This is a genomic window from Janthinobacterium psychrotolerans (assembly GCF_001677885.1).
In the GTDB taxonomy this organism is placed as follows: Bacteria; Pseudomonadota; Gammaproteobacteria; order Burkholderiales; family Burkholderiaceae_D; genus Janthinobacterium; species Janthinobacterium psychrotolerans.
Window position 1 is genome coordinate 47,749 of record NZ_LOCQ01000045.1, and the last position, 21,773, is coordinate 69,521.

16 protein-coding genes are annotated in these 21,773 nt (G+C 64.4%); all 16 read right to left on the minus strand.

The window, feature by feature from the left end; all coding sequences use genetic code 11:
* Nucleotides 1–5: 5 nt before the first annotated feature.
* The 16 genes from ASR47_RS05445 to epsL all read right to left on the minus strand — a co-directional run bounded on the left by ASR47_RS05445 (nucleotide 6) and on the right by epsL (nucleotide 21,766).
* A complete protein-coding gene (locus ASR47_RS05445) occupies nucleotides 6–1,994 on the minus strand; it encodes a heparinase II/III family protein (protein WP_065306738.1) in 1,989 nt (662 codons plus the stop codon).
* Between the two features lie 9 nt (nucleotides 1,995–2,003).
* The gene (gene asnB / locus ASR47_RS05450) at nucleotides 2,004–3,872 is read right to left on the minus strand and encodes an asparagine synthase (glutamine-hydrolyzing) (protein ID WP_065306739.1); all 1,869 of its coding nucleotides are present in this window, start codon (nucleotides 3,870–3,872) and stop codon (nucleotides 2,004–2,006) included.
* Nucleotides 3,873–3,892: 20 nt separating this feature from the next.
* Nucleotides 3,893–4,987, minus strand: a complete 1,095-nt coding sequence (locus ASR47_RS05455; RefSeq protein ID WP_082988757.1) for a glycosyltransferase family 4 protein — start codon at nucleotides 4,985–4,987, stop codon at nucleotides 3,893–3,895.
* A 56-nt stretch (nucleotides 4,988–5,043) separates the two neighbouring features.
* Nucleotides 5,044–6,258 carry a glycosyltransferase gene (locus ASR47_RS05460; RefSeq protein ID WP_065306741.1) on the minus strand — a complete coding sequence of 405 codons (1,215 nt, stop codon included), beginning with the start codon at nucleotides 6,256–6,258 and terminating at the stop codon, nucleotides 5,044–5,046.
* A gap of 196 nt (nucleotides 6,259–6,454) precedes the next feature.
* A complete protein-coding gene (locus tag ASR47_RS05465) occupies nucleotides 6,455–8,713 on the minus strand; it encodes a heparinase II/III domain-containing protein (protein WP_065306742.1) in 2,259 nt (752 codons plus the stop codon).
* A gap of 186 nt (nucleotides 8,714–8,899) precedes the next feature.
* A complete protein-coding gene (locus ASR47_RS05470; protein WP_065306743.1) occupies nucleotides 8,900–9,844 on the minus strand; it encodes a glycosyltransferase family 2 protein in 945 nt (314 codons plus the stop codon).
* Nucleotides 9,844–11,262 carry an O-antigen ligase family protein gene (locus ASR47_RS05475; protein WP_065306744.1) on the minus strand — a complete coding sequence of 473 codons (1,419 nt, stop codon included), beginning with the start codon at nucleotides 11,260–11,262 and terminating at the stop codon, nucleotides 9,844–9,846. Before ASR47_RS05475 ends, ASR47_RS05470 begins: the two co-directional genes overlap by 1 nt.
* A gap of 10 nt (nucleotides 11,263–11,272) precedes the next feature.
* Nucleotides 11,273–12,820, minus strand: a complete 1,548-nt coding sequence (locus tag ASR47_RS05480; protein WP_065306745.1) for a lipopolysaccharide biosynthesis protein — start codon at nucleotides 12,818–12,820, stop codon at nucleotides 11,273–11,275.
* 47 nt (nucleotides 12,821–12,867) lie between these two features.
* Nucleotides 12,868–13,554 carry an exosortase-associated protein EpsI, B-type gene (gene epsI, locus ASR47_RS05485; protein ID WP_065306746.1) on the minus strand — a complete coding sequence of 229 codons (687 nt, stop codon included), beginning with the start codon at nucleotides 13,552–13,554 and terminating at the stop codon, nucleotides 12,868–12,870.
* On the minus strand, nucleotides 13,551–14,459 hold the full coding sequence (gene xrtB, locus ASR47_RS05490) for an exosortase B (RefSeq protein ID WP_065306747.1): 909 nt from the start codon (nucleotides 14,457–14,459) through the stop codon (nucleotides 13,551–13,553). Before xrtB ends, epsI begins: the two co-directional genes overlap by 4 nt.
* A complete protein-coding gene (gene epsG, locus ASR47_RS05495) occupies nucleotides 14,459–15,334 on the minus strand; it encodes a chain length determinant protein tyrosine kinase EpsG (protein WP_065306779.1) in 876 nt (291 codons plus the stop codon). The genes xrtB and epsG overlap by 1 nt, the downstream gene beginning before the upstream one ends.
* Nucleotides 15,335–15,347: 13 nt before the next feature.
* On the minus strand, nucleotides 15,348–16,754 hold the full coding sequence (gene epsF / locus ASR47_RS05500; RefSeq protein WP_065306748.1) for a chain length determinant protein EpsF: 1,407 nt from the start codon (nucleotides 16,752–16,754) through the stop codon (nucleotides 15,348–15,350).
* 42 nt (nucleotides 16,755–16,796) lie between these two features.
* Nucleotides 16,797–17,585, minus strand: a complete 789-nt coding sequence (epsE, locus tag ASR47_RS05505) for a polysaccharide export protein EpsE (protein WP_065306749.1) — start codon at nucleotides 17,583–17,585, stop codon at nucleotides 16,797–16,799.
* Nucleotides 17,586–17,638: 53 nt separating this feature from the next.
* Complete coding sequence (locus ASR47_RS05510) at nucleotides 17,639–18,589, minus strand: EpsD family peptidyl-prolyl cis-trans isomerase (RefSeq protein WP_065306750.1); 951 nt, start codon at nucleotides 18,587–18,589, stop codon at nucleotides 17,639–17,641.
* 546 nt (nucleotides 18,590–19,135) lie between these two features.
* Nucleotides 19,136–20,518: an undecaprenyl-phosphate glucose phosphotransferase gene (locus tag ASR47_RS05515; protein WP_065306780.1), complete on the minus strand. Its 1,383-nt coding sequence runs from the start codon at nucleotides 20,516–20,518 to the stop codon at nucleotides 19,136–19,138.
* A gap of 9 nt (nucleotides 20,519–20,527) precedes the next feature.
* Nucleotides 20,528–21,766, minus strand: a complete 1,239-nt coding sequence (gene epsL / locus ASR47_RS05520) for an XrtB/PEP-CTERM-associated polysaccharide biosynthesis outer membrane protein EpsL (protein ID WP_082988759.1) — start codon at nucleotides 21,764–21,766, stop codon at nucleotides 20,528–20,530.
* Between the last annotated feature and the right edge of the window lie 7 nt (nucleotides 21,767–21,773).

Sequence of the window (21,773 nt, forward strand, 5' to 3'; positions counted from 1 at the left end):
ATTTTTTACAGGTCAGATACCGTCAAGTGTAATGTGGTGCGCAGCCTGCTCCCGCCACCCAGGCGCGCGCGCCAGGCCAAAGTGGGCGCAGCCTGTTTTTCATCAAAGCGATGCGAGATCCAGCCCAGCACCGGCTGCTCGGCGCCGCACACCAGCGCCATGGTGGCGCCTGGCAGGTCGGGCAAATGCATTTCAAGCGAGAAAGCAGCGCCTTGCACATGCAGCACGGTGCCATCGAGCCTGAGCTGGCATTGCGGATCGAGGTGCCAGAACAGCTCGACGTCGTGCGTGCCCTGGCATTCAAGTATGTCCTCCACCACGATGCACGCGGCATCGTGTGTCACGCTGACCTCGCGCCGGTGCGATAGCGGGTCCGGCAAGGCCATGTAGCCGTCATGGCTGGCGCTCCAGAACTGCCCCTGCCCATCGTCACGCCAGGCCAGGCAGCTTGCCCTGGCCTTGCGCAACCATAAAAAATTGCCGCCCGATACGGACTGGTCCTGGCCGTCGATGCGCACGCAATTGTGCGCGCTGGTGCCACGGAAATAATCGCGCCACTGTTTCTGCGTGTGATACGCGTACGTGCCCGGATCGACCAGCACCGCCTGCCCCGCCACCGACAAGGTCAACGCCAGCGCATCGGCGTGGCCGTGGGCGGCAATGCCCAGGTAGCCGAGCGGCCCGGCGTCGCCGGTCAGGCGCACTTCGCTGGCCGTGTCGAACCGCGCGCCCATGATGTAATAACCACCATCGGCGAAACTGCGCGGCAGGGTCGTGGCCGCAACAGAAGGCAAGGCGTCGAAGGCCTGGCGGCCCGCGTCGCCGAGCAGCCAGGCGCTCTTGTCGTCAAACACCACTGCCTTGCGTTTGAAGTCGCCGCGCGCGAACAGCGCCGCGCCGCTGGCCAGCAGGGAACGGTAGGCATTGGCGCCCGGTGCTTTGTCCCAGTTGGCCAGCTGGGCGTCGTCGGCGTCGCCGATCATCGGCACGCCACCGGCCACATTCATCATGGCGGCGACAAATTCCAGCATGCTTTCCAGCCGCTGCAGGAAGGCCGACGAACGGGGCCGGCCATTGGCGCGTCCCGCCAGCAGGCACAGCAGCATTTCGTCGGCCACCGTGTGCTGGTAGTAAATCGCCTGCTCGCGGTTGACGCCGTCCGGGCCATTTTGCAGCAGCGCCTGTTGTTCCAGTTCGCGCTCGGTCCGCTCCAGCCAATCCGCACTTTCTGGCCAGCAGGGCCAGGTCAGCGCCGCCACATGCAAGCCCGTCAGTTCGCCGAACAGATGGTTGTTGGCCGACGAATGGCGGGACAAGTGGCCGGCGATAAAGTGGCAATGCTGGTAGATGCTGGCCAGCCAGCGCTGCAAAAATGCCTGGCCGCCGGCACCCTGGAACAGCGCACTGTCTAGGCCTCCCAGCAACTGCCAGGCATGCGACCAGCTGACCAGGCGCAGGGCCAGTTCCAGCGCGCTGCTCCAGTTGGCCCCCAGCGGATACGGGCACTGCCGCCACCACGATTCGAGCAGCGTCTGCACGCCCTGCGCATGTTTCATCTCGCCGCTGAGGCGATACGCCATCGCGAGGTCACTGATCATCAGGTGGCGGTTCGGCTCCCACAGGCACTTGATATCGCCGACCACCGCCTCGTCGCGGTAGTTGAGGGTCTTGCCGAAGGTGACCGGGGCCAGGGTGCCGGTCTTCGGATCGCGGTTCCATTCTGGCGGGAAACCGAGCTCGGCGTCGCGCAGCGCGAACACATCGAAGCGGCCGGCCAGGATGCGTTCGGCCGCCGCCAGGTGCGGCGCGCTGTCCACGGGCAAGCCCAGCCACGGCTGGCCGAAGCGCGCCAGCGACGCCGGTGGCGGCGTGAGGGCCAGGCCGATACCGCGCGCCTGCAGGCGCTGGCGCACGGCGTCACCCACGCGGTGCGCCACTTCCGGCGCCCCCATGGCGCGCAAACGGTTCAGTTTCCAGGTCAGATTAGCCAGCATGGTCGCTGCTCACAGATACTGGCGATGCCAGATTTCCAGCGTCAGCAAGCTCCACAGCAACTTTTCGTGGTTTTGCCGCCCTTTCACGTGTTCGGCCAGCACCTGCTGCAGCGCGCTCGCATGGTAGTAGTGGCGCGTGCGCGAGGACGCGCCGGTCAGGTGTTCGTACAGATACTCTTTCATGGGGCCGCGGAACCATGCGTTGACGGGCACGCGAAAACCCACTTTCGGCCGCGCCAGGATCGCCGGCGGCAGCAGCTGCTTCATCGCCTCGCGCAAGATCCACTTGGTGGTGCGCCCGCGTACGCGGTAGTCGTCGGGCAGGGTCGAGACATAGGCGGCCAGCTCGTGGTCCATGAAGGGCATGCGCGCTTCGAGCGAGGCGGCCATGGTCATGCGGTCGCCGCGTTCGAGCAGATTGTCGGGCAGCCAGCTTTTCTGGTCGAAACACAAAATGCGGCGCAGCGCGCTGTTGTCGCCGCCGCCACAGCCGAGATCCGCGTCATGCGTGCGCCGTGGCGCCGGCAACGCCACCAGGCGCGCGCGTTCCTGGTCCGACATCATGCCGAACCAGCGCGGCATGCGCTCGCCGAACGCTGCCAGCCCCAGGTTGACAATCGCCGTCTTGGCGCGGCGAAAACGGTACGGCAAGGCGCCGATGGCCGGTTCGATCAGGCCGCGCCGCAATACGCCCGGCAACTGCTGGTAGCTGCCCGCATAACGCTCGTACACATGCTTGGGATAGCCGCCGAGAATTTCATCGGAGCCTTCGCCCGTCAGCACCATCTTGACCGTCTTGCGCGATTCCTTCGCCAGCAGGTAGATGGGGATGTCGGACGGCTCGGCCACGGGCGCATCGCGAAAGCGCACCAGGTCGGGCAGCAAGGCGATCACCTGGTCGACCGACACTTCCAGTTCATGGTGATCGGTGGAAAACTGGCGCGCGATATCGGCCGCATAGGCCAGCTCGCTGAAGCCGCCCTCCTTGAAGCCGACCGAAAAAGTTTTCACGGGCACGCCGGCGTGGCGCGACATCAGCGCCACCACGGCCGAGGAATCGATACCACCGGACAAAAACGCGCCAAATGGCACATCGGCAATCATGCGGATGCGCACCGATTCGTCGAGTTTTTCAAGAAAGGTGGCGACCGGATCGGCCGGCAAAGCCTTCCTTACGCGCGGCCGGCTGTCGGGCGGCGTGTAGTACACCTGCTCGCGCAGCACGCCGTTTTCCCAGGTGGCGGTGCTGCCGGGCGCCAGCTTGCGGATGCCCTGGAACAGCGTGGCCGGAGCGGGCGCATAGCGATAGGCGAAATAGTCCCAGATCGCTGCCTCGTTGGCCTGCACGCTGACGCCGGGCAAGGCCAGCAGCGCCTTGATTTCGGAACCGAAGGCCAGCCGGCCCTCGTGCTGCCACAGGAACAGCGGCTTCTTGCCGAACGGATCGCGCGCCAGGAACAGGCGGTTGTGGCGCGCATCCCAGATGGCGAAGGCGAACATGCCGCGAAAGTGCCGCACGCAGTCGTCGCCCCACTGCACATAAGCGTGGACGATGGTTTCGGTGTCGGAGGCGGTGCGGAAAAGGTGGCCCAGCGCGATCAGTTCCTCGCGCAACGGCTGGTAGTTATAGATTTCGCCGTTGAAGATGATCTGCACATCGCCCGCTTCGTTGCCCAGCGGCTGGTGACCGGTGGCCAGGTCGATGATGGACAGCCGCCGGTGCAGCAGGCCCACCTGCCAGGCGCCGTCCGCAGTGGCCGCTTGCAGCACGCCGGTGTCATCGGGGCCACGGTGGGCGATGGCGCGGCCCATGGACTCGAGCGCGGCCAGCGGGCCAGGATCGGACGAGGGAAAGATCAAACCGGCAATACCGCACATAATATCTCGCTTGAAAAAAACTAGTCAGACACCGGCGGCGCCAGCATGGCGCGGTAGACGCGCCCGAAATCGCGCGCCAGCCGCTCGACCGCGTAGTGGCTATCGATACGCTCGCGACAGGCCAGGCCCATGCGCCGCAGCAGGGGACGGTCGCCATCGAGGCGCACGATGGCGCCGGCCAGCGCCTGCGGATCGCGCGGCGGCACGAACAATCCGTGCACGCCATCTTGCACCACGTCGGGAATCGCGCCTACCGGGCAGATCAGCATCGGCGTGCGCGCGGCCATGCTTTCCAACAAAGCATACGGCAATCCTTCGTGATGCGTGGGGAAACCGAACACATCGGCGCCGCGCCACAAGGCATGCTTGGCCGCGCCGAACACCGGCCCCAGAAAGCGCACCTGCTCCTGCAGCCCCAGCGCGCCCACGCGCGCGCGCAAGGCAGCCTCGGCCGGGCCGCTGCCGGCCAGCGCCAGGGTGGCTGTGCTGCCGGCCGCACGCGCCAGGTGCAGCGCTTCGACCAGTTCGAACAGGCCCTTGCTCTCGGCCAGGCGGCCCACGTAGACCAGCGACAGCGGCGCATGCGGGGAGTCTGGCTTGTCGCCGGCATCGCATCCCGCGTCGATGGCGTTCGGAATCACCTCGACTGGCAAGCCCGGATCGAAACTGCGGTAGCCGCGCAATTCGCACTGCGCCAGCAGCACTACCGCGTCGGGCAGGCGCAGCACGCGGCGCAGCAGGCCCGTCAGCAAAGGCTTGCCGCCAAAAAACACCTGCGGCAAGGCGCCGCCATGCACCTGGTACAGCACGCGCTTGCCCATGGCCTTGGCCACCAGCAAATAAGCCAAGTCGCGCCAATAACTTTTCTGCTCCATCGAGGTGTTGATATGCACGATCTGCGGCCGCTGCCGCCGCAATGCCTGCAAGAACTGGAACGGACTCCAGGCCAGACGCAGCAACTTGCGCGCACGCGACTCGCGCCGCCCCTCGCTGCCGACCTGAAAATGCACCAGATGAAAATCGCGCGCCAGCGAACAATGGAACAATTGATTCAAATGGGTGGTCACGCCGCTGACGGCATCGAGCGCAGGTCCCAGCAGCATTACAGTAGTCATATTGGCATTATATGTTATAGATTTGCAATTGCACGCAAGCCACCGTTATTTAGCGCTCACGATGCAACAGTCCCGCTCAGGTGGTGATAGCGCGCCGCCAGTCCGGCCGCCAGCACGCGGTAGCTGCGCCGCGCGTCGATATAGGCGGCGCCAGTGTGGGCGCGCGCGCGCGCGGCCGGCACATCGCGCAAAATGGCGACCATGGCGCCGGCCATCGCGGCCGGCTCGCTGGCCGTCAGCCAGCCCGCATCGCTGCCGGTCAGCACCTGCACCTGGTCCGGGCTGTCGTTGCCGACGGCGGGCATGCGCAGGGCCAAATACTCCAGCAACTTGGTCGGCGAACTGACGTCGTGCAGCGCGCCACGCGGGATGTACGACAGGGCCGCGTCGGCGCCGGCCAGCAGCGCCCAGGCCTGGCTCGATGGCAGCCAGCCCGTCACGCGCACGCAGTCGGCCAGGCCGGCGCGGCGCGCGTAAGCGAGCAGTTCGTCCACATCGGAAGGCGTGTCGGACGCGCCGATCAGCAGCAAACAGGCGGCAGGCACCTCGCGGCGCACCAGCTGCAGGGCGTCGAGCAGCCGTTCGAGCTGGCGCGACTGGTCCAGCGTGCCCAGGTAAGCCAGCAGCGGCACGCCGTGCCAGCCGTCGGGCCGCACGGCGGCGATCGACTGCTGGCCCAGCACTTCCATGTCGACCCCCATCGGCACGGCCGTCAAGCGCCCTGCCGCCACGCCGTGCCGTTCCATCAGGCGCGCCATGGCGTCGCTTTGTACGAAGACGTGATCGGCGCGCGGCAGCAGCACGCGGTACAGCAGCCACCGTTCGACCAGACCCTTGCACAGCACCAGGCGGCCGCGCAAGGTGGCGCGCTGCGCCAGGCCGGCGCGCGCGCGTTCGATGCGCCCCTCGCTGAGCAGGTAGGAAACCCAGTAATAAAAAGGCATGCCCTTCAGGCGCGCCAGCAGCAGCGCCAGCAAGCCGGTCGGCACCATGTCGCGCACCTGGATCGCGTCGCAGCCGGTGCGGCGCGCGCCGAACAGGGCGCGCACGCAGGTGACTTGAAAAGCCAGCTCGCGCACCAGCCGGCTGGCATGGAAGCGTGGACTGCGCACCGAGCGAAAGCCCTGTTCCTGCGGCGCCTGCCCGGAAGGCATGCCGACGATATCGCATTCGACACCGTGGCGTGGCAGATATTTGCCGAACAGCACCGCCACATCGGGGCGAAAGGTGGGCAGGCTTTCCGGCACCAGTTGCAGGATCTTCAGGGGCATGGGCAAACACGGTTGAACTTGCGCGGCAGTGGAAACGGACGACAGAAGACGGGACACGGCCACTGCCGGCATCAGGCTATACCCGTATGAAACGATTAATCATCTTACATGAATAGCATGGACTTAGCGGCACGCCAGAGCCGAAAAAAAAAGCAATACCAACGGGTATTGCTTTTTTCGGCCTGGGGTGCCGCGATTACTTTGGCAGTGGCAGTGTCAACGCTTGCGTACCGACCACCACCTTGCGCAGGCCGCCGCTGGTATCCAGACTCACGGCCGTGCCCTTGCAGCCGATGTCGAGCACCGTGAGAAATTCGCCACTGGTGGCGGCCGCGGCCTTGACGAACACGCCATGGTCTTCATAGGTGCCGCTTTGCGGCGGCGGACCCGAGCGGCGCTCGAAACGCTGGGCGCTGGTGGCCAGCGGCACCACGCACACCTTGCGGTTCTGGTTGGTCACCGAAATATTGCCGGCGGCATCGGCAACGATGGGTGCGTAGGCATGGAAATTCCACTCGAACACGCGCGGCGTGGCCGAGGCAAACTGGTCGAGGATAACGGCGGTGTCGCTGCCGCGCACATACCAGATCTTGCGCGTGGCCGATGTCAGCAGGCCGGCATACGCCGCCGTGGCGTCGCCTTCGACATAGTCGACGGCCGGCGTGGTCGAGAAGGCATTGATGCGGCCGTTGCGCGACAGCGGCTCTTCATACCCTTCCACCACCTGCCCGACGCCGCCGTCAAAGGTCAGGGCATTGTGCGACTTCGACTGGCGGTACCAGCTGTTCCACATCGGCGAATCGTACCAGTCGTACCAGCCGGTTTCCGTCAGCAGCGGCACGCCGCCGCTGAACAGGACAAAACCGTTCTGGTCGCCATGGCTGTGGTTGAACGAACCATAGGGGCTGGCCTTGAAGTACAGCGAGGTACGGCCGTTGTCGGCCAGGTTGCTGTGCATGGCGGTCCAGCCGATGCTCGGATAATAGGCGGCGTTGGCCGGCGGCGTGGCGGCGGTCGCCGTCACGGTCGACACCGGCATCGGATACGGCGCCTGCAAGGTCGCGAGCACATCGTTCGGACGGCTCAGGTTTTGCACATACCAGGCCGCCTGCGGCGTGGCGTAGCGCGATGCAAAACCCTTCATGAAGCGGTATTCGGGCGCCGTTTCGTGGCCGTCGCCAAACACGTGGGTCTGCTGGCCGGGCGGCACAAAGTGCATCAGGAACTGCGCAAAGCCGCGCGACCAGGGCTTGCCGAACATGTTCACGCCCGTGGCCTGGGCCAGCGCCGGCCAGATCTGCAGGGCAAAATCGGCTTCGTATTCCGCATACGCGGTGCCGTTGGCAAAGCCGCCCTCCGGACCGCTCCACACGCTGAACGAGCTGACAAAGGCGCGGAACGAGAAATCGAACCATTGTTCGGCCTCGGGAATGTCGCCCAGCGCCAGCGTCGAGGTCAGGGTCAGGAAGGCCATGCTGGTGGCCGCGTGCGAATCGTAAGGCAGCTGGTCGAGGCGGCCGCCGCCGGCCGACAGGTCGGCATACAGCGCCCTGGTGCGCGCCGCCACCACCGACAGCCAGCGGTCGCGGCGCGTGGTGTCGCCATTGACCACCAGCGCGCCGGCCAGCAGGTCGATCGCCTTCATCAGGCTTTGCGCGATCATGCGGCTGCCCATGTCCTGGTTGGCAAAACTGGTCGGTCCATTGACATCGAGCGCGGCGAACTGGTCGCCGCGGCGGATCGCCTCGTCCAGGTAGGCCTGCTGGCCGGTCACGCGGTACAGGGTCGCCGCCGCTTCCAGCTGGCGCGCGTTCGGATTGACGCGCTGCATGATGTTCGACTGCTGGGCCACCAGCGCCGCCGTGCGGATCTTGCTTGGCGGCAAAGGCCATTCGCTGTCGGACACGGTTGTCAGGGAGCTGACGTAGTAATTCACCTCATTGGTCAGGGCTGTCAGCGCCGGCTGGCGGTCGGCGCGCATGGCCACGCTCCAGGACGAGAAAGGCTTCAGGCCGCTGGGCAGCGCGCGCGGGCGCGCCTTGCGCATGACGGCAGTGCGCAGCGCCAGGTTTTCAGGCACTTCGAACAACTGCGAGTTACTGGCGATCACGAAGCTGCGCGGGGTCGACCATTCCTGCGAAGTCGATGGCCGCACGCGCCAGGTATACCGGCCAGCAGGCAGCGCTTTCGGCGGCAAATACCAGTTGCGGCTGGTGCTATAGGTGCGATTCAAGACCCCGTTCAGGAATACCTGGACCACATAGGACGGCGGCGCCGACGCATGGCGCGACCACGAGAAGGTCGGCGGGTTCTGCGCCTGGGTCTGCATATTGTCCGGCAAAGGGCGGATGGCCAGCGGATCGGTCGCCTGTACCCAGTCGGCCTGGGCGGAACCGCACAAGGGCAACAGCAATAGCAAGGCGGAACGCAACAGGGGGCGGTTGCTTGATTTCATGGAGGGACTTCCTTCGGAGCGGTGCGGGTTGGGCATGGATCTGAGGCGACCATCGACGTTGCGCAGTGCTACCGTCACGCAAGAAGGAAGGTCTTTTTGGTACAAGAGCAAGAGGTGATTTTTTAACCAAGAAGCACTTGGGCAATTCCCTTGATTATACCGAAATGCCCATCGGCAACGACTATTTTAAGCGGCGATGCGTGATTTTCGCCACAAAGACCAGCGCCGGGTCATGGCCGGTGTAAACAGCGCGCACATCAGTGCGGTGCTCCACCAGTGGCGCGTGACGCCATCGCGCATGGCGCGCCGCATTTCGGCCACGGCCGCGCCACGGCGCCCCGCTTCGAGCAGCTCGCGCGCCACCACCACGCGCGCATTCGACACCAGCAGCAAGGCTGGCCGGCGTGCAGGATTGCTGCCTGGCCAGCTGCGCGCACGCTGTTCCAGGCGGGCAAACACCGGCAGCACCTTGTCGCGGCCGTGGGTAGCGCTCAGGCTGCCGCCGACATCGAGCCGGTACGCCACCAGCGGCACCGTGGTTTGCACCAGGCGGTGCCGTTCGGCCAGGCGGAACCACAGGTCCAGGTCTTCGCCGAACTGTTCGCCCTCGGGAAAACACGGCTGCAAGGCCCATAGCGCGCCGCGCCTGGCGGCGACCGAGCCGGTAAAGAAAGTCAGCCATTCGCGATTGCAGCGGGCAAAGAAATCATCGACCAGCGCGACCTGCTGCGGCAAGGCCGGCGCCTCGGCCAGGCGCGCCTGGCTGCCAGGGGTGACGCCCTGGAAACCGGTGGCAAAGTAGGACTCGCCAGGATAGGCCTGCGCCATCGCCACTTGCGTGCGCAGGTAGTCGGGCGCGTACCAGTCGTCGGCGTCGAGGAAACACACGAGTTCGCCCCGCGCCTCGGCAATGCCGCGGTTGCGCGCGCGCGACACGCCGCCGTTGGCCTGGCGCACCAGGCGCACGCGCGGATCGCGGCAGGCCTGCACGCGCGCCGCGCCATCATCGGTGGAGCCGTCATCGACCACCACCACTTCCCAGTCGGCGTGCGTCTGGGCCAGCACCGACGCCAGTGTCGCCTCGATATAGGCGGCCTTGTTATACAGCGCAATAATGACCGAACACAGCATTACGCCATCCCCGGCATGCGGGTCTTGCGCGCCCTGAGCGCCTGCTTGTCGGCCACTGGATAATAGGCGGTGACGATAATGAGCAGCAGCACATGCGTCAGCGCTTCGGCGGCAAAGCCGGACAGCGACAGCGGCACCTCGCTGAACGAACGGCTGGCGATCAGCACGAACAGCGCCATCGACATGCCGGAGCTGGCCCTGGCGGTGCGCGCCGACGCGTACAGCAGCACCACCACATACAGCACCAGGCCAATCGCGCCAATGGTGCCGGCGCTGGCCAGGCTCTGGTAAAACTGGCTGTGCGCATGCGTCGCGTAGGGCATGCCGATGCTGGCGCGAAATGCCTCATCCCACAGCAACAGGCCGTAGCCGAACACGGGATTCTTGTACCATTCCTGCACCGCCACCTGCCAGATCAGGTCGCGCCCTGTCAGGCTCAGCAATTCAAACCCTTCGCTGCTCGAAGCAAAGCGCGCCAGCTTGGCGTCGATGCCGCCGAACATCACCACCAGCATGGCCATCGTGCACAGCAGGATGAAACAGAAGATGGCGACGATCGACAGTTGCGGCCGGCGGTAGTCGAACAGGCGCTCCCTGATCTGTTCGCGGAAACCGAAATAGGCGATACAGGCAAAGCACAGGATGCAGGCGATCCAGTTGGTTTTCGATTGCGCCAGCAGCAGGCTGGCCAGGCCCACGGCCCAGGCGAACAGGTTCAGCGGACGCCATGCATACGGCTTGTGCCACAGGCACAGCAGGAACACCACCACCATCGGCGCGAGCACGTTGGCATGGCTGGCCAGGCCGGCATAGCGCACGGTAAGAAAAGGCAGCAGGCCATGGTAGTTCCTGACGATGACCAGGTTCGGTTTCCAGGCCAGCACGGCTGCGCTGAGCAACAGGAACAGCAGGTTGGCGTTGCGCATGGCAACAATGCTCATGCCCACCTCCTTCGGCGTCATCAGCATGGCGGCACAGCCGGCCAGGAACATGTACAGGTACTCGTGCGAGATTTCCGTGTGCAGGCCAAACAGGCCCGGACTGACGATATTGCTCAGGAAATACAAGGTGAACGCCCAGAACAGCAACATCGGCATCGGCTGGGTTTTTTCGCGCGCCATCATGCGGTGCAGGATGCGCTCGCCGCAGGCAAAGATCACGAACAGCGAGGTGAACCGGCCAAGCCAGACACTGGCCGGGTGGCGTACCACCGTCTTGACCCCCAGTAACACTTCGCTGACCGAAAAATCGCGGTTCGACAATATGGCGGTGACGGCGATCGACAGCAACACCGGATAAAACACATAGGGCACCAGGCCGGTCGCGCGCTTGCTGCCCCAATGAATGCTCAAGGCGATGACGAACACCACCACCAGCGCGGCGACCAGCGCGATCAGGCCAAATACGATTTCACTCATGTCGTTTCACTCATGTCATTTCACCCACGTCGTTGTCGCGTTTGATCGGATGCTCGTCCACGCCGCAGCGGGCGCGCAAATAGCGGATGGCGCTGGCCGGCAGTGGCGGACTGAAGCGGCCCAGCATGCCCACCACGCGCTCGCCCAGCAGCGGCGGCCAGGCCAGCACGGCCACCAGCAACACGGCGCCGCCCGCAACAGCCCCGCCGAGGAAGGCGGCCAGCGGATGGCTGGCGGCCATGGCGCCGAGCAAGATGCCGCCCCAGCTGCCGGCGCCGGCCAGCAGCGCCATGGCGACGGCGCGCGCGGCCAGCGGCGCCAGCTGGCGCAGGCCCAGCTGCAGGCGTCGGCAGGCCGCCGTGCCGATGACCAGTGCGCGCGCCAGCAAGGTCGCCGCAGCGATCACCGCCACCACCGCCGCGCCCTGCCCCGCCAACAGGAACAGCGCGGCCCCGGCGGCCGCGATCAAGGGGAGCTGCAACAGGCTTTCCAGATGCTTGCCGCCGGTATTCCACAGGATGGGCGTCGACATGCCCCAGGTGATATAGGCCGGCATGGCCAGCGCCAGGATCGCCAGCACGATGCCCGATTCCTGCCAGACCTTGCCGTACAACACGCCGATCAGCGCCGGCGCCGTCACCGCCAGCAGCACGAACAGCGGCAGGATGACGATCCAGATGGTCGCCAGCACCGACAGATACATGTCGCGCAGGCGCGGCAGGTCATCCTGCAGCTTGGCGCCGGTGGCGAGAAAGGCCGGCTGCAAGGCATTCAGGAACAGCCCGTTGGGCGTATTGGCCAGGTTGTAGCCGACCGCATACACGCCGACCGCATGGGCGCTCAAGAAACGGCCCAGGAAGACCCGGTCCAGGTTGTTCAGGAACCAGTTGCACAGATTGGTCACGAACACCGTCAGGCCCACATGGGTCGAGCGGCGCGCGCCCTCGTACCACAGCAGCGGTCGCAGCGAAAAGCGCGTGCGCGCGTAGGTCAGCAGCAGCGCCGTGGCCGCCTGGCCCAGCCAGGCCGCCACCAGCGTCCACACGCCGGCGCCGGCATACGCCATCGACAGGCCGATCAGCAGGTAGCCGACGATATAGCTGGACAGCTGGATGATGTTGAGTGCGCGGAAATCGAGCTGGCGGCGCAGCAGGCCGCTGCCGGTGGCGGTCAGCGCATTGAGCACGCAGGTCAGGCTCATCCAGGCGATCACGGGCGCGATGCGCGGCTCCTTGAAGTAGACCGCGACCCACGGCGCGATGAAAAACAGCAAGGCCATCGCCGCCAGCCCCGTGATGGCCTGCCAGGTCACGGTAAAGCGCACGTCTTCCTCGCTCAGGGTCTGGTTCTGCACCAGGCCCCAGGAAAAGCCGAAGTCGGCGAGGAAATTGCTGAACGTCATGACGAGCAAGCCCATCGCGAACAAGCCGTAGCTTTCCGGTCCCAGCAGGCGCGCCAGCAGCACCTGCGTGACCAGCTGCAGGCCGAACATGGCGACCGTGCCCATGGCCGCCCATTTGACGGCGCTGACGCTTTTTTGATTGATATCGCTGCCCATGATTCTCACTATCTGCCCGGAGGCGCGGCGCGCTTCCGGGTCCTGCATCAACCCGGCGGCGTGCCGATCAGGCGGCTGCGCTGTGCCGGCGGCATGCTCGCCAGCAGGCTGTTGACGAAATTGGCCTGCAACTGATACGCGTGCGGCAAGTCGGTGTCGATATTGGAAACGCGAAACAGCATGGCGTCGGCGACGGTGCCCGTCAGCCCGTAGCGCAATTGTTCAAGCCGTTGTTGCAGGCCGACCTTGCTGATCTTGTTGCCAACCGTAATCCAGTACGTGATCGGTTCGCTGCGGTTGCCCGTCACCGCCAGCAGGCGCTTGACCGGCAACTGGCCGTAGGGCGACGCCAGCTCGCCGTATTCGTCGCGCTCGACCTGGAAGCCCTGCGCGGCGTAGCAAACCTCGGGCTTGTGCACGCTCATGTTGTCGCTCTGGTCGCCGCCATAGGCGATCGACAGCATCACCCGTTCGCCGCGCGCATTGACATAGGTGCGCGACAGGGTCTGGTTGTAGATCTTGTTCAGGCGCGACTGGGTTTCCGGATCGACCTGCAGCGGCACGATCGAGGTGTCGAGGCGCCATTCGCCGAACGCCTGCGGTATCGCCGTTTCCAGTGAAAAACTGGGCCGCTGGTCCGACATCTTCACGCCCGGCGCCACGGCGCGGCTGAGGATGGCGGCGCCCAGCAGCAAGGCGCCCAGCAGCAAGTTCATGCGCAAGGCGGCATTCATGGCGCCACTCCCGCGGCCGGCGTGCGGCCGCCGTCACGCTTCCTGACGATCCATTGCAGCAAGGAATCCATGCCGAGGATCAGCAGCAGCGCGCTGATGAACAGCACCATGCCGGCAAAGCCGTGCAGGAAGCCCTGGCCGGCCGCATCGCCAAAATAATAGGTAATCAGGGTCAGCACCATCACGCGGATGACGTTGGCGGTAAAGGAAATGGGCACGATCAGCAGCGCCAGCACGATATTGCGAAACGGCGAGGTATGGCGCACCAGGTTCAGGTAAAACAGGCCCAGCGCTTCGAGCGTGAGCAGGGTCTGCAGGCCGGCGCAGGCATCGGCCACCAGCAGCTGGTACTGGCCGATCTGCAGGATCACGCCGCTGCGCGCGATCGGATAGCCGGCCAGGAAAAGCAGGTGTTCGGTCACATACGACACGGCCATTTTCATCGGCATGGTCAGGGTGGTCACCAGCGGCAGCGGCAAGGGCACCATGAACAGCATGAAAAAGAAGGGAAACCACAGCACGCGGGCGGCGCCACTGCCGCGCTTGATCAGCAGCAGCGCCAGGCCACTGCCGACCAGGGCCAGGAGTTCGAGCGACAGGATTTGCTGCGAGCGGCCCAGCACGTACAGCAGCAGGCACGCTGCCAGCAGCGGCCAGCCGGCGCGGCTGGCGGGCGCCCCGCTGCTGCGCGCCAGCATCTCGGGCCACTTGCGGTAGATCAGCCACAGCGACAGCGCCAGGATGATCGGGCCATGCGCCTGCTCTTCGGTGGACCAGATGCCGCGAAACAGGCCGACCAGGCTGGGCAGCAGCATGGCCAGGAAGCCGGCCGCCAGCGGCAGCCAGTCAGGCAACAGCGCGCGCCCGGCCCGGGCCGGCGGCCTCGCGTGACCGGGAGCCGCCATCAAAAGTCGACCATCACGGCACCGACCACCTGGGCGCCGCTTTGCGTCATCTGCTCGGACATGGCGGCCACCTCGGCCATCGGCGTCTTGTTCTTGCGCGCCACCAGCAGCACACCGCCGGCGCGCGCGGCCACCGCGATCGCGTCGGAACCGGTGGCATAGGCCGGCACATCGTAGAGCACCGCGTCATAGCGGCTCTCCAGTTGCTTGTTGAGCGTGACGAAGGAACTACGGCTGAGCAATTCCTGCGGATTCGGCGGCAAGGTGCCGGCCGCCAGCACCGACAGGGCGACAAACGATTCCACCTTGGCGACGATGTCGAGTTCGGCGCGTCCGGCCAATACGTCGGACAGGCCCTGGCGCGTTTTCAGGTCGAAGATTTCATGCTGGCGCGGCTTGCGCAGGTTGGCGTCGACCAGCAAGGTGTGCTCGCCCAGCTGCGAAAACACCACCGCCAGGTTGGCCGCGAACAGGCTGGCGCCGTCGCCCGGCTCCATGCCCAGCACCACCAGCGACTTGCTGCCACGGGCAAACCAGCGCAGCATCAGCTGGCTGCGCACGGCGCGCAGGGTTTCCACTTGCGAGCTGAACGGCTGGTAGGCGGCCACCAGTTCGGGCGGATACTTGCCGGCGCCCGGCTGCAGGTAGGGATAGTCGAACTGGCGCGCCAGCACCTGCTGGATGTCCGCTTCGGTGATCAGGCCCAGGCGCTGCGCCGCTTCGCCGAAACGGATGCCCAGCTCCTTTTGCATGCGCAGCACGCGCTCGGCGTTTTCCGGCGTGATCTTGCCCGATTCGAGCAGCAGGCCGCCGATGCTGGAGCCGGCGCCGCTGGGCTGCGGCGTACTATTGAATACATGTGCACTTGATGTCATGACGGTTTCCATCTCAATTGAGGCGCAGGCGGCGCGGCAGCAAACCACGCAAGCCGCGCATGCGGCGCTGTTTCGGTTTCCAGTCGACCACGCCGAAGACCGGAATCTGCAGCACGTCGCTCAGGTCCTGGTCCGAACGGATGCGGCGGTCCAGCAATTCGGCCAGCAGGGCGATGCCGCAGCCGAGCATGATACCGAGGAAAACCGACAGCAGCACGTTGCGCGCAATATTCGGGCTGTCCGGCTGGATCGGCGCGACGGCAGGATTGAGTATGGCGATATCGGACTGTTCGGCCTGGCCTTCGATGCGCGTTTGCGACAGGCGCTGCGAAGTCACGTCGAAGGCGCGCTGGGCGCTTTCCACGTCCTTGCTCATCACGCCCATTTCATCGCGGGTGCGGTTCAGTTCCAGCACCTTGGCCTTTTGCGCGGCCAGTGCGGCGCGGATCGACGCTTCGCGCTGCTGCAGAATTTGTGCATTGTTGCCCACGCTTAGCGAGGCGGCGCGGGTCTGCTCGGCCAGGTCGCGGCGCAGCTTGTCCACTTCGGCCTTGGCGCTTTGATATTGCGGGTGGTTGCGGTCCAGGCGCTGGCCCAGTTCGGCCAGCTTGCCTTCGGCATTGCCCAGGCCCAATTTGAGGCTCTGGATCAGCGGGTTCGAGGCCACATCGGGCGATTCGGAGGTGTTGCCGCCCGACGCCATGCGCTGGCGCGAGGTCGCTTCGATCGCCTGCGACTGGGCGATCACAAGCTGCGCCGACAGGTCGTTCAGGCGGTTCGATTCCACGTCCAGGCGGTTGTCGAGACTGACGATGCCATTGTCCTGCTGGTATTTCGACAAGCGGCTTTGCGCCTGCTCCACGTTATCGCGCAGCAATTTGGTCTGGTCGTCGAAGTAGGTGGTCGCCTTGCGCATCGGATCGACCTTGAGCTGGATGCTGACCTTCTGGTATTGCTCGGCAAACGCATTCGACACGGCCGCCACGAATTGCGGGTCGGCGCCCTTGAAGCTGATGTCGACCACGCTGCTTTCGCGCGACGGCATCACTTCGAGTTTTTTCAGCAGCAGATCGGCCAGCCAGTCGCGTACCGTGCCCTTGCCTTTCGCCGCTTCGTTGAACTGGGCAATAACGGCCGGGCTGCGGGCCAGTTCGAGCTGGTCGACCACGCGCAGCGCCACGTTCTTGCTGCCGATAATGTCCACCTGGGTCGCCATGTAGCCTGGCAGCAGCTGGCCCGGCAGGGTCACGCCGGTCAGCGGATCGATGCCCTTGTAGTTCATCAGCAAGGTGCTGGTGGCCTTGTAGGTCTTTGGCAGGACCAGGCTGACGCCCAGCGCCAGCGCGACGGTGATCATCAGGGCCAGCAAGACAATTTTCTTGCGTGCCCGCAGGATCAGCAAAAGTTGGGAGAGATTCATGGCAAGGCTTTCAATACTGGAAAATATGGCGCAAAGGCGCGCCTAGAACAGGCTTTCCTGGACATACACGACATCGTCGACCAGCAGCAGGTCGTCGTGCTTGGCCTGGATCACTTCGACCTGGCCGGCCGCATTGCGGCGCTTGATGCGCACGCCGCGTTCGGTGCCGCGCTGGGTCAGGCCGCCGCCGGCGGCCAGCGCCTGCACCACGGTCATGTTGCGCTCCAGGCGGAAGGCGCCCGGGCGCTGCACTTCGCCGTAGATATAGAAGCGCGGCGCGCGTTCGACATAGATGATGTCGTTGCCGGCCACCTCGGCATCGCCTTTCAGGTCGCCATTGCGCACGATGTCGAGAATGTCGATCACCTCGCGCGAGGTGCTGCCCCCGCGCTTGCGGATCAGGCTGATCTGGTCGGCGCCCTCCGGATTCATGCCGCCGGCCATGGCCAGCATGTCCATCACGCTACGCTTGCCTTCCAGCGGATAGCGGCCCGGGCGGTTGACCTGGCCCAGCACCGACGCCTGCTGGCTTTGCAGGCTGGTGACGATGATGTTGACCTGCGCCTTGCGCAGGAAGCCGCCGCTCTCGAGCAGGCCGCCGAGTTTCTTTTCCGCCGCCGAGGCCGACAGGCCGCCGACATCGACCGCGCCCACCAGCGGGAAGGTAATCTGGCCTGCCTCGCTCACGCGCGTCTCCAGGCCCAGGTCGGGATTGCCGTAGACGGAAATCTTCAGCACGTCACCGGCGCCGAGCGGCACGTCGGCGGCCGAGGCCAGGCCGGCGGCCAGGAACAAAAAAGCCGCCATCATCCAGTTTGCGAGTCGTTTCATGATTACTGATATCCCAGGTTAGTGCTGTTGTTGAACCACGAAATGGCCTGCGCTTATTTCAAGCCGGCCACGCCACGTTCATTGGCTTCATTGGTGCTGCCTGCCGGAGCTGCCGGCGCCGCTGGCGCACCCGCCGGAGCCGCGGCGGTAGCGGCCGCATCCTTGTTGAAATACTCGATCCTGGCGCTGGCGCGCAGGCGTTTCAGTTCGGCGTCGGCGGCATCCTTGCTTTTCTTGTTGGCGAGGAATTGCTCGATTTGCGGCGTGGCCGCCTCCAGGCCCACCGGCGTGTCCTTCACATCGGCCAGCGACACGAGCAGGCTGCGCTCGCCTTCGCGCACGATGAACAACTGGCCTTTCGGCATCGCCGCCAGCTTGCCGCTCAGCTCCGGCGCCAGGTCGGCGCTGGTGCGCGACACCTGGCTGCGGGCGTAGGCGATCTTGCGGCCATCGAGCCATTGCGCCACAGCTTCGAGCGACCTGGCGCCATCGATGACGGCCTTCAATTCGTCGTTGAGCGCGCTGGTCGGCAGGATCAGCTGGCGCATGTCGAACTGCTTGCGCTGGGTGAAGAACTGCGGATGTTGCGTGAAGTACGCTTCGACTTCGGCCTTGCCCGGGCGCACGGCGGCGCCGATGCGCTTTTGCATGTAGGCCTGGGCCAGGATCAGCGCCTTGGCCCGCTCCACCGCCTGCATGACTTTCGGATCGCGATCGACTTTTTCCTTTTCCGCTTCGTTTTGCAGCAGCTGGCGGTCGATCAGCGACTCGAGCAACTGCTTGCTGGCGGCCGCCTGCTGGGCCGACTGCACGCCGGCCCGCTGCAGCTCTTCATTGAGCTGCAGGATGGTGATTTCCTTGCCATTGACGCTGGCCAGCGACTGGCCGGGCTTTTTATCCTTGTCGCCGCAGGCGGACAGGCCGGCGGCGGCCAGCAACACCAGCGCGGCGCACAGCAGGCGTGGCGCAAGGGGGGCGCGAAGGGAGTGGGCAAAATGCTTCAAGTGTGCTCCTTGGCAAGCAATACAAATGGATACCTCAGCGGGGGGACTCGGCTGCCGACCTGGCGCAGGCGTACGGCGCGGCGGTGGCCGAATGTTTCCTCTAATACATGGATATACATCAAACAATTAACAATCTTGTAAATATAATACACACGCCAAGACTCAACAAGCAGAATGTTTGTATAAATATCTACTGATAAGATAAAAAAACAACTTTTTCCACCGTCTTTTTGATTGCAAATGATTATGCATCAGACGCTGGAACCATACTTGTTGATGATGAGTCGCGTTGTCTTGCTACCATTTACGGTAACGCAACACCGGCTGGGGCAAGGCCGGAAGAGGAAGAACATGATCGCAGCCTTTCCAGGGAAAGGCAGTTACCGCAACGGGCGGAGAGGCAATCACGCGCTGGGCGCGCCTGTCGCTGGGCGACGGCGTACTCGGCAGCACGATGCACTATTTTAACGCGTATTAATACTGCACAACGTTAATTCAAACGCTATTTTTGGCAATCGCGCCATCCTGCAACGGCCGGCGCGCGCCTCAGTGGGCATTGTCACGCGCCAGCACCACTTTCACGGTACGCACGATAATCCACAAATCGAGCCACAGCGACCAGTTGCGCAGGTAATCGAGGTCGAAGTGGATGCGCGCCTCCATCTTGTCGAGCGTCTCGGTCTCGCCGCGCAAGCCGTTCACTTGCGCCCAGCCCGTGATGCCGGGCTTGACCTTGTGGCGCAGCATGTAGCCCTTGATCAGCTTGCGGTATTGCTCGTTGTGCACCACCGCATGCGGGCGCGGCCCGACGATGCTCATGCGCCCCTGCAGGACGTTGAAAAACTGCGGCAATTCGTCGAGCGAGCTGCGGCGCAGGAAAGCGCCGACGCGGGTCACCCGCTGGTCGTTCCTGGTCGCCTGCACCACCGTGTCGCCATCCTCGCGTACCGTCATCGAGCGAAACTTGTAGACGACAATCTCTTCGCCATACAGGCCATAGCGGCGCTGGCGGAAAATCACCGGTCCTTTCGAGCTGAGCTTGACGGCGATGGCGATCAGCAGCATCAGTGGCAGCAGCATGACCTGGATCAGCAAGCCGAGCACGATATCGCTGCCGCGCTTGATCATGCTGTTGTAACCGGTAAAGGGCGACTCGCGGATGGCGATCACGGGCATGCCGCCGACATTGTCGAAACGCGCCTGCATCAGGTCGAAAATATAGATATCAGGCAAAAAATAGACGGAGGCGGTCGTATCTTCGAGGTCGTCGAGCATCTTGCGGATGCGCGGCTGCGCCGAAATCGGCTGGCTGATGAAAATCATCTTGATATGGTGTTCGCGCACATAGGCAGCGATATCGTTCATGCGTCCCAGCATCGGCTCACGCATTTTGTCGGGCCATCGGTCATCGGTGCGGTCATCGAAAAAGCCGTGCACGTTCATGAACAGATTCGGATTGCGCGCAATCGTGGCGGCAAATTTCAGGCTGGCGTCGTTGGCGCCGATGATCACCACCGAGCGCACTTCGCTGTCGCCATCGGGACTGAAGCTGAACTTGCGCGCCGCCAGGTGGCCAGCGAGCAACACGAATGGCGTCAGGACGAACCAGGCCAGCACCACTTCGGTATCGAAATGATAGGCCAGGCCGGAGGCCGAGCCGAGAAAGACCAGGATCAGGGCGGTGATGGTCCAGCCGATCAGGATATCGCGCGCATAGGCCAGCATGCGTCCGCTGCGCCAGGTGCGGTAGGGATCGATGTGATGGAACACGGTCGACGAAATGAAGATCGCCAGTATCATCAGCACCAGCATATACCCGGTAAACGGCGAACCCGAGGCCACTGCCAGCAGGTACAGCAGCCCCATGATGACCAGCGGGTCGAGCACCCGTTGAAAGAAGGAAATCAGAGGAATGTCGTTGACCGTCATGTTCATGGTTTAAAACTGTACACTGCCATTGAAAGAAATGCCTTTGGCGCGATAATTGCCGCTATCGACGATGGACACACCGCTGCGCCGTTCGTGGAACAGGCGCGCGCCCAGTTGCACCTTGGGATGCGGCGCATAGGACAGGCCCAGCGAGGCGGTGCTGGTGGTGTCGCGGCCGTCGCCGGGCAAGGCGAAGCCGCTGACGGCGGAAAAATCGCGCCGTACGCGGCGCAGCTGCGCTTCGGCGCTGACCTTGGAGGTGACCGTCCAGACGCTGCCCAGGCTGGCGCCCGTATTGAGGCTGCTGGTGACGAGGGAATTGTCGACCGAACCGAATTCACGCCAGGCCATGCCGGTGAAGCGCACCTTGCCCAGTGGCTGCCAATACACGCTGAGGCGGCCGTTTTTGCCGCTGCTGTCACGGCCGGACAGCATCTTGTTGCGGTGGCGTACCCAGCCGCCAAGAAACTCGATCTGCGTGACGCCGCTCAGCGTCCAATAGATATTGGCCTTGATTTCATCCTGGCGATAGCCATTGCCAAACACGGCAGCGGTATTGCCGGCGCGGTTGGGATAGCTGCCGTCGAGATTGCGCAGCTGCAGGCCCACGCGGCTGCCACTGGGCGCCAGGTAGTCCAGCCCCAGTTCGGCCGCCTCTTCGGTCCAGTTGGAAAATGCCTGTGCCGGCAAGTCATAGGTATAGCGTTCGCGTGTGTAGCCGCTGCGCACGCGCCAGCTGGGATGGAAGCGCCAGGCGCCATCGACATACTGGCGCAGTTCGGTACGCAGATTGCGCACCGTGCTCTGGAAGTCGCTGAATGGCGTCAGGGTTTGCGCATAGCTGGCGCCCGCATGGCCTTCCAGGTGATTGCCGATATGCCATTCCAGATCGGCCAGAAAATCCTTGCCGTCATAGTCGAACTGCCTGAAGCGGTTGAAACTGACCTTCGACCATTTGGCCTGGCCCGTCAGTATCTGCCGGCCGATGGGACGGTTGAACAAAAAGCCGGCCTGCAGCAGCCGCGAGGTATCCGAACGCGGCCCGTCAAAGCCCACCAGCTGGTCCGGCAGGCGCATCAGGTTGTCGTCATAGGCGTACGTGGTGGCAACGTATGGCTTGATCGTATCGCTGATGTCGGCCAGCGCGCAGGGGCTGGCAAACGTGCCGAGCAGCAACACCACGGCCCCCATGGACGGCGCCGCAGGGAAGGCGCTGGCGACTGCTTTTTTATGTAAAAAATTCAACATGGATTTC

Excerpts from the sequence above, each read along its gene's own strand:
- ASR47_RS05445 (WP_065306738.1), bottom strand. The coding sequence starts at position 1,994 with ATGCTGGCTAATCTGACCTGGAAACTGAACCGTTTGCGCGCCATGGGG.
- asnB (WP_065306739.1), bottom strand. The coding sequence starts at position 3,872 with ATGTGCGGTATTGCCGGTTTGATCTTTCCCTCGTCCGATCCTGGCCCG.
- ASR47_RS05455 (WP_082988757.1), bottom strand. The coding sequence starts at position 4,987 with ATGACTACTGTAATGCTGCTGGGACCTGCGCTCGATGCCGTCAGCGGC.
- ASR47_RS05460 (WP_065306741.1), bottom strand. The coding sequence starts at position 6,258 with ATGCCCCTGAAGATCCTGCAACTGGTGCCGGAAAGCCTGCCCACCTTT.
- ASR47_RS05465 (WP_065306742.1), bottom strand. The coding sequence starts at position 8,713 with ATGAAATCAAGCAACCGCCCCCTGTTGCGTTCCGCCTTGCTATTGCTG.
- ASR47_RS05470 (WP_065306743.1), bottom strand. The coding sequence starts at position 9,844 with ATGCTGTGTTCGGTCATTATTGCGCTGTATAACAAGGCCGCCTATATC.
- ASR47_RS05475 (WP_065306744.1), bottom strand. The coding sequence starts at position 11,262 with ATGAGTGAAATCGTATTTGGCCTGATCGCGCTGGTCGCCGCGCTGGTG.
- ASR47_RS05480 (WP_065306745.1), bottom strand. The coding sequence starts at position 12,820 with ATGGGCAGCGATATCAATCAAAAAAGCGTCAGCGCCGTCAAATGGGCG.
- epsI (WP_065306746.1), bottom strand. The coding sequence starts at position 13,554 with ATGAATGCCGCCTTGCGCATGAACTTGCTGCTGGGCGCCTTGCTGCTG.
- xrtB (WP_065306747.1), bottom strand. The coding sequence starts at position 14,459 with ATGGCGGCTCCCGGTCACGCGAGGCCGCCGGCCCGGGCCGGGCGCGCG.
- epsG (WP_065306779.1), bottom strand. The coding sequence starts at position 15,334 with ATGACATCAAGTGCACATGTATTCAATAGTACGCCGCAGCCCAGCGGC.
- epsF (WP_065306748.1), bottom strand. The coding sequence starts at position 16,754 with ATGAATCTCTCCCAACTTTTGCTGATCCTGCGGGCACGCAAGAAAATT.
- epsE (WP_065306749.1), bottom strand. The coding sequence starts at position 17,585 with ATGAAACGACTCGCAAACTGGATGATGGCGGCTTTTTTGTTCCTGGCC.
- ASR47_RS05515 (WP_065306780.1), bottom strand. The coding sequence starts at position 20,518 with ATGACGGTCAACGACATTCCTCTGATTTCCTTCTTTCAACGGGTGCTC.
- epsL (WP_082988759.1), bottom strand. The coding sequence starts at position 21,766 with ATGTTGAATTTTTTACATAAAAAAGCAGTCGCCAGCGCCTTCCCTGCG.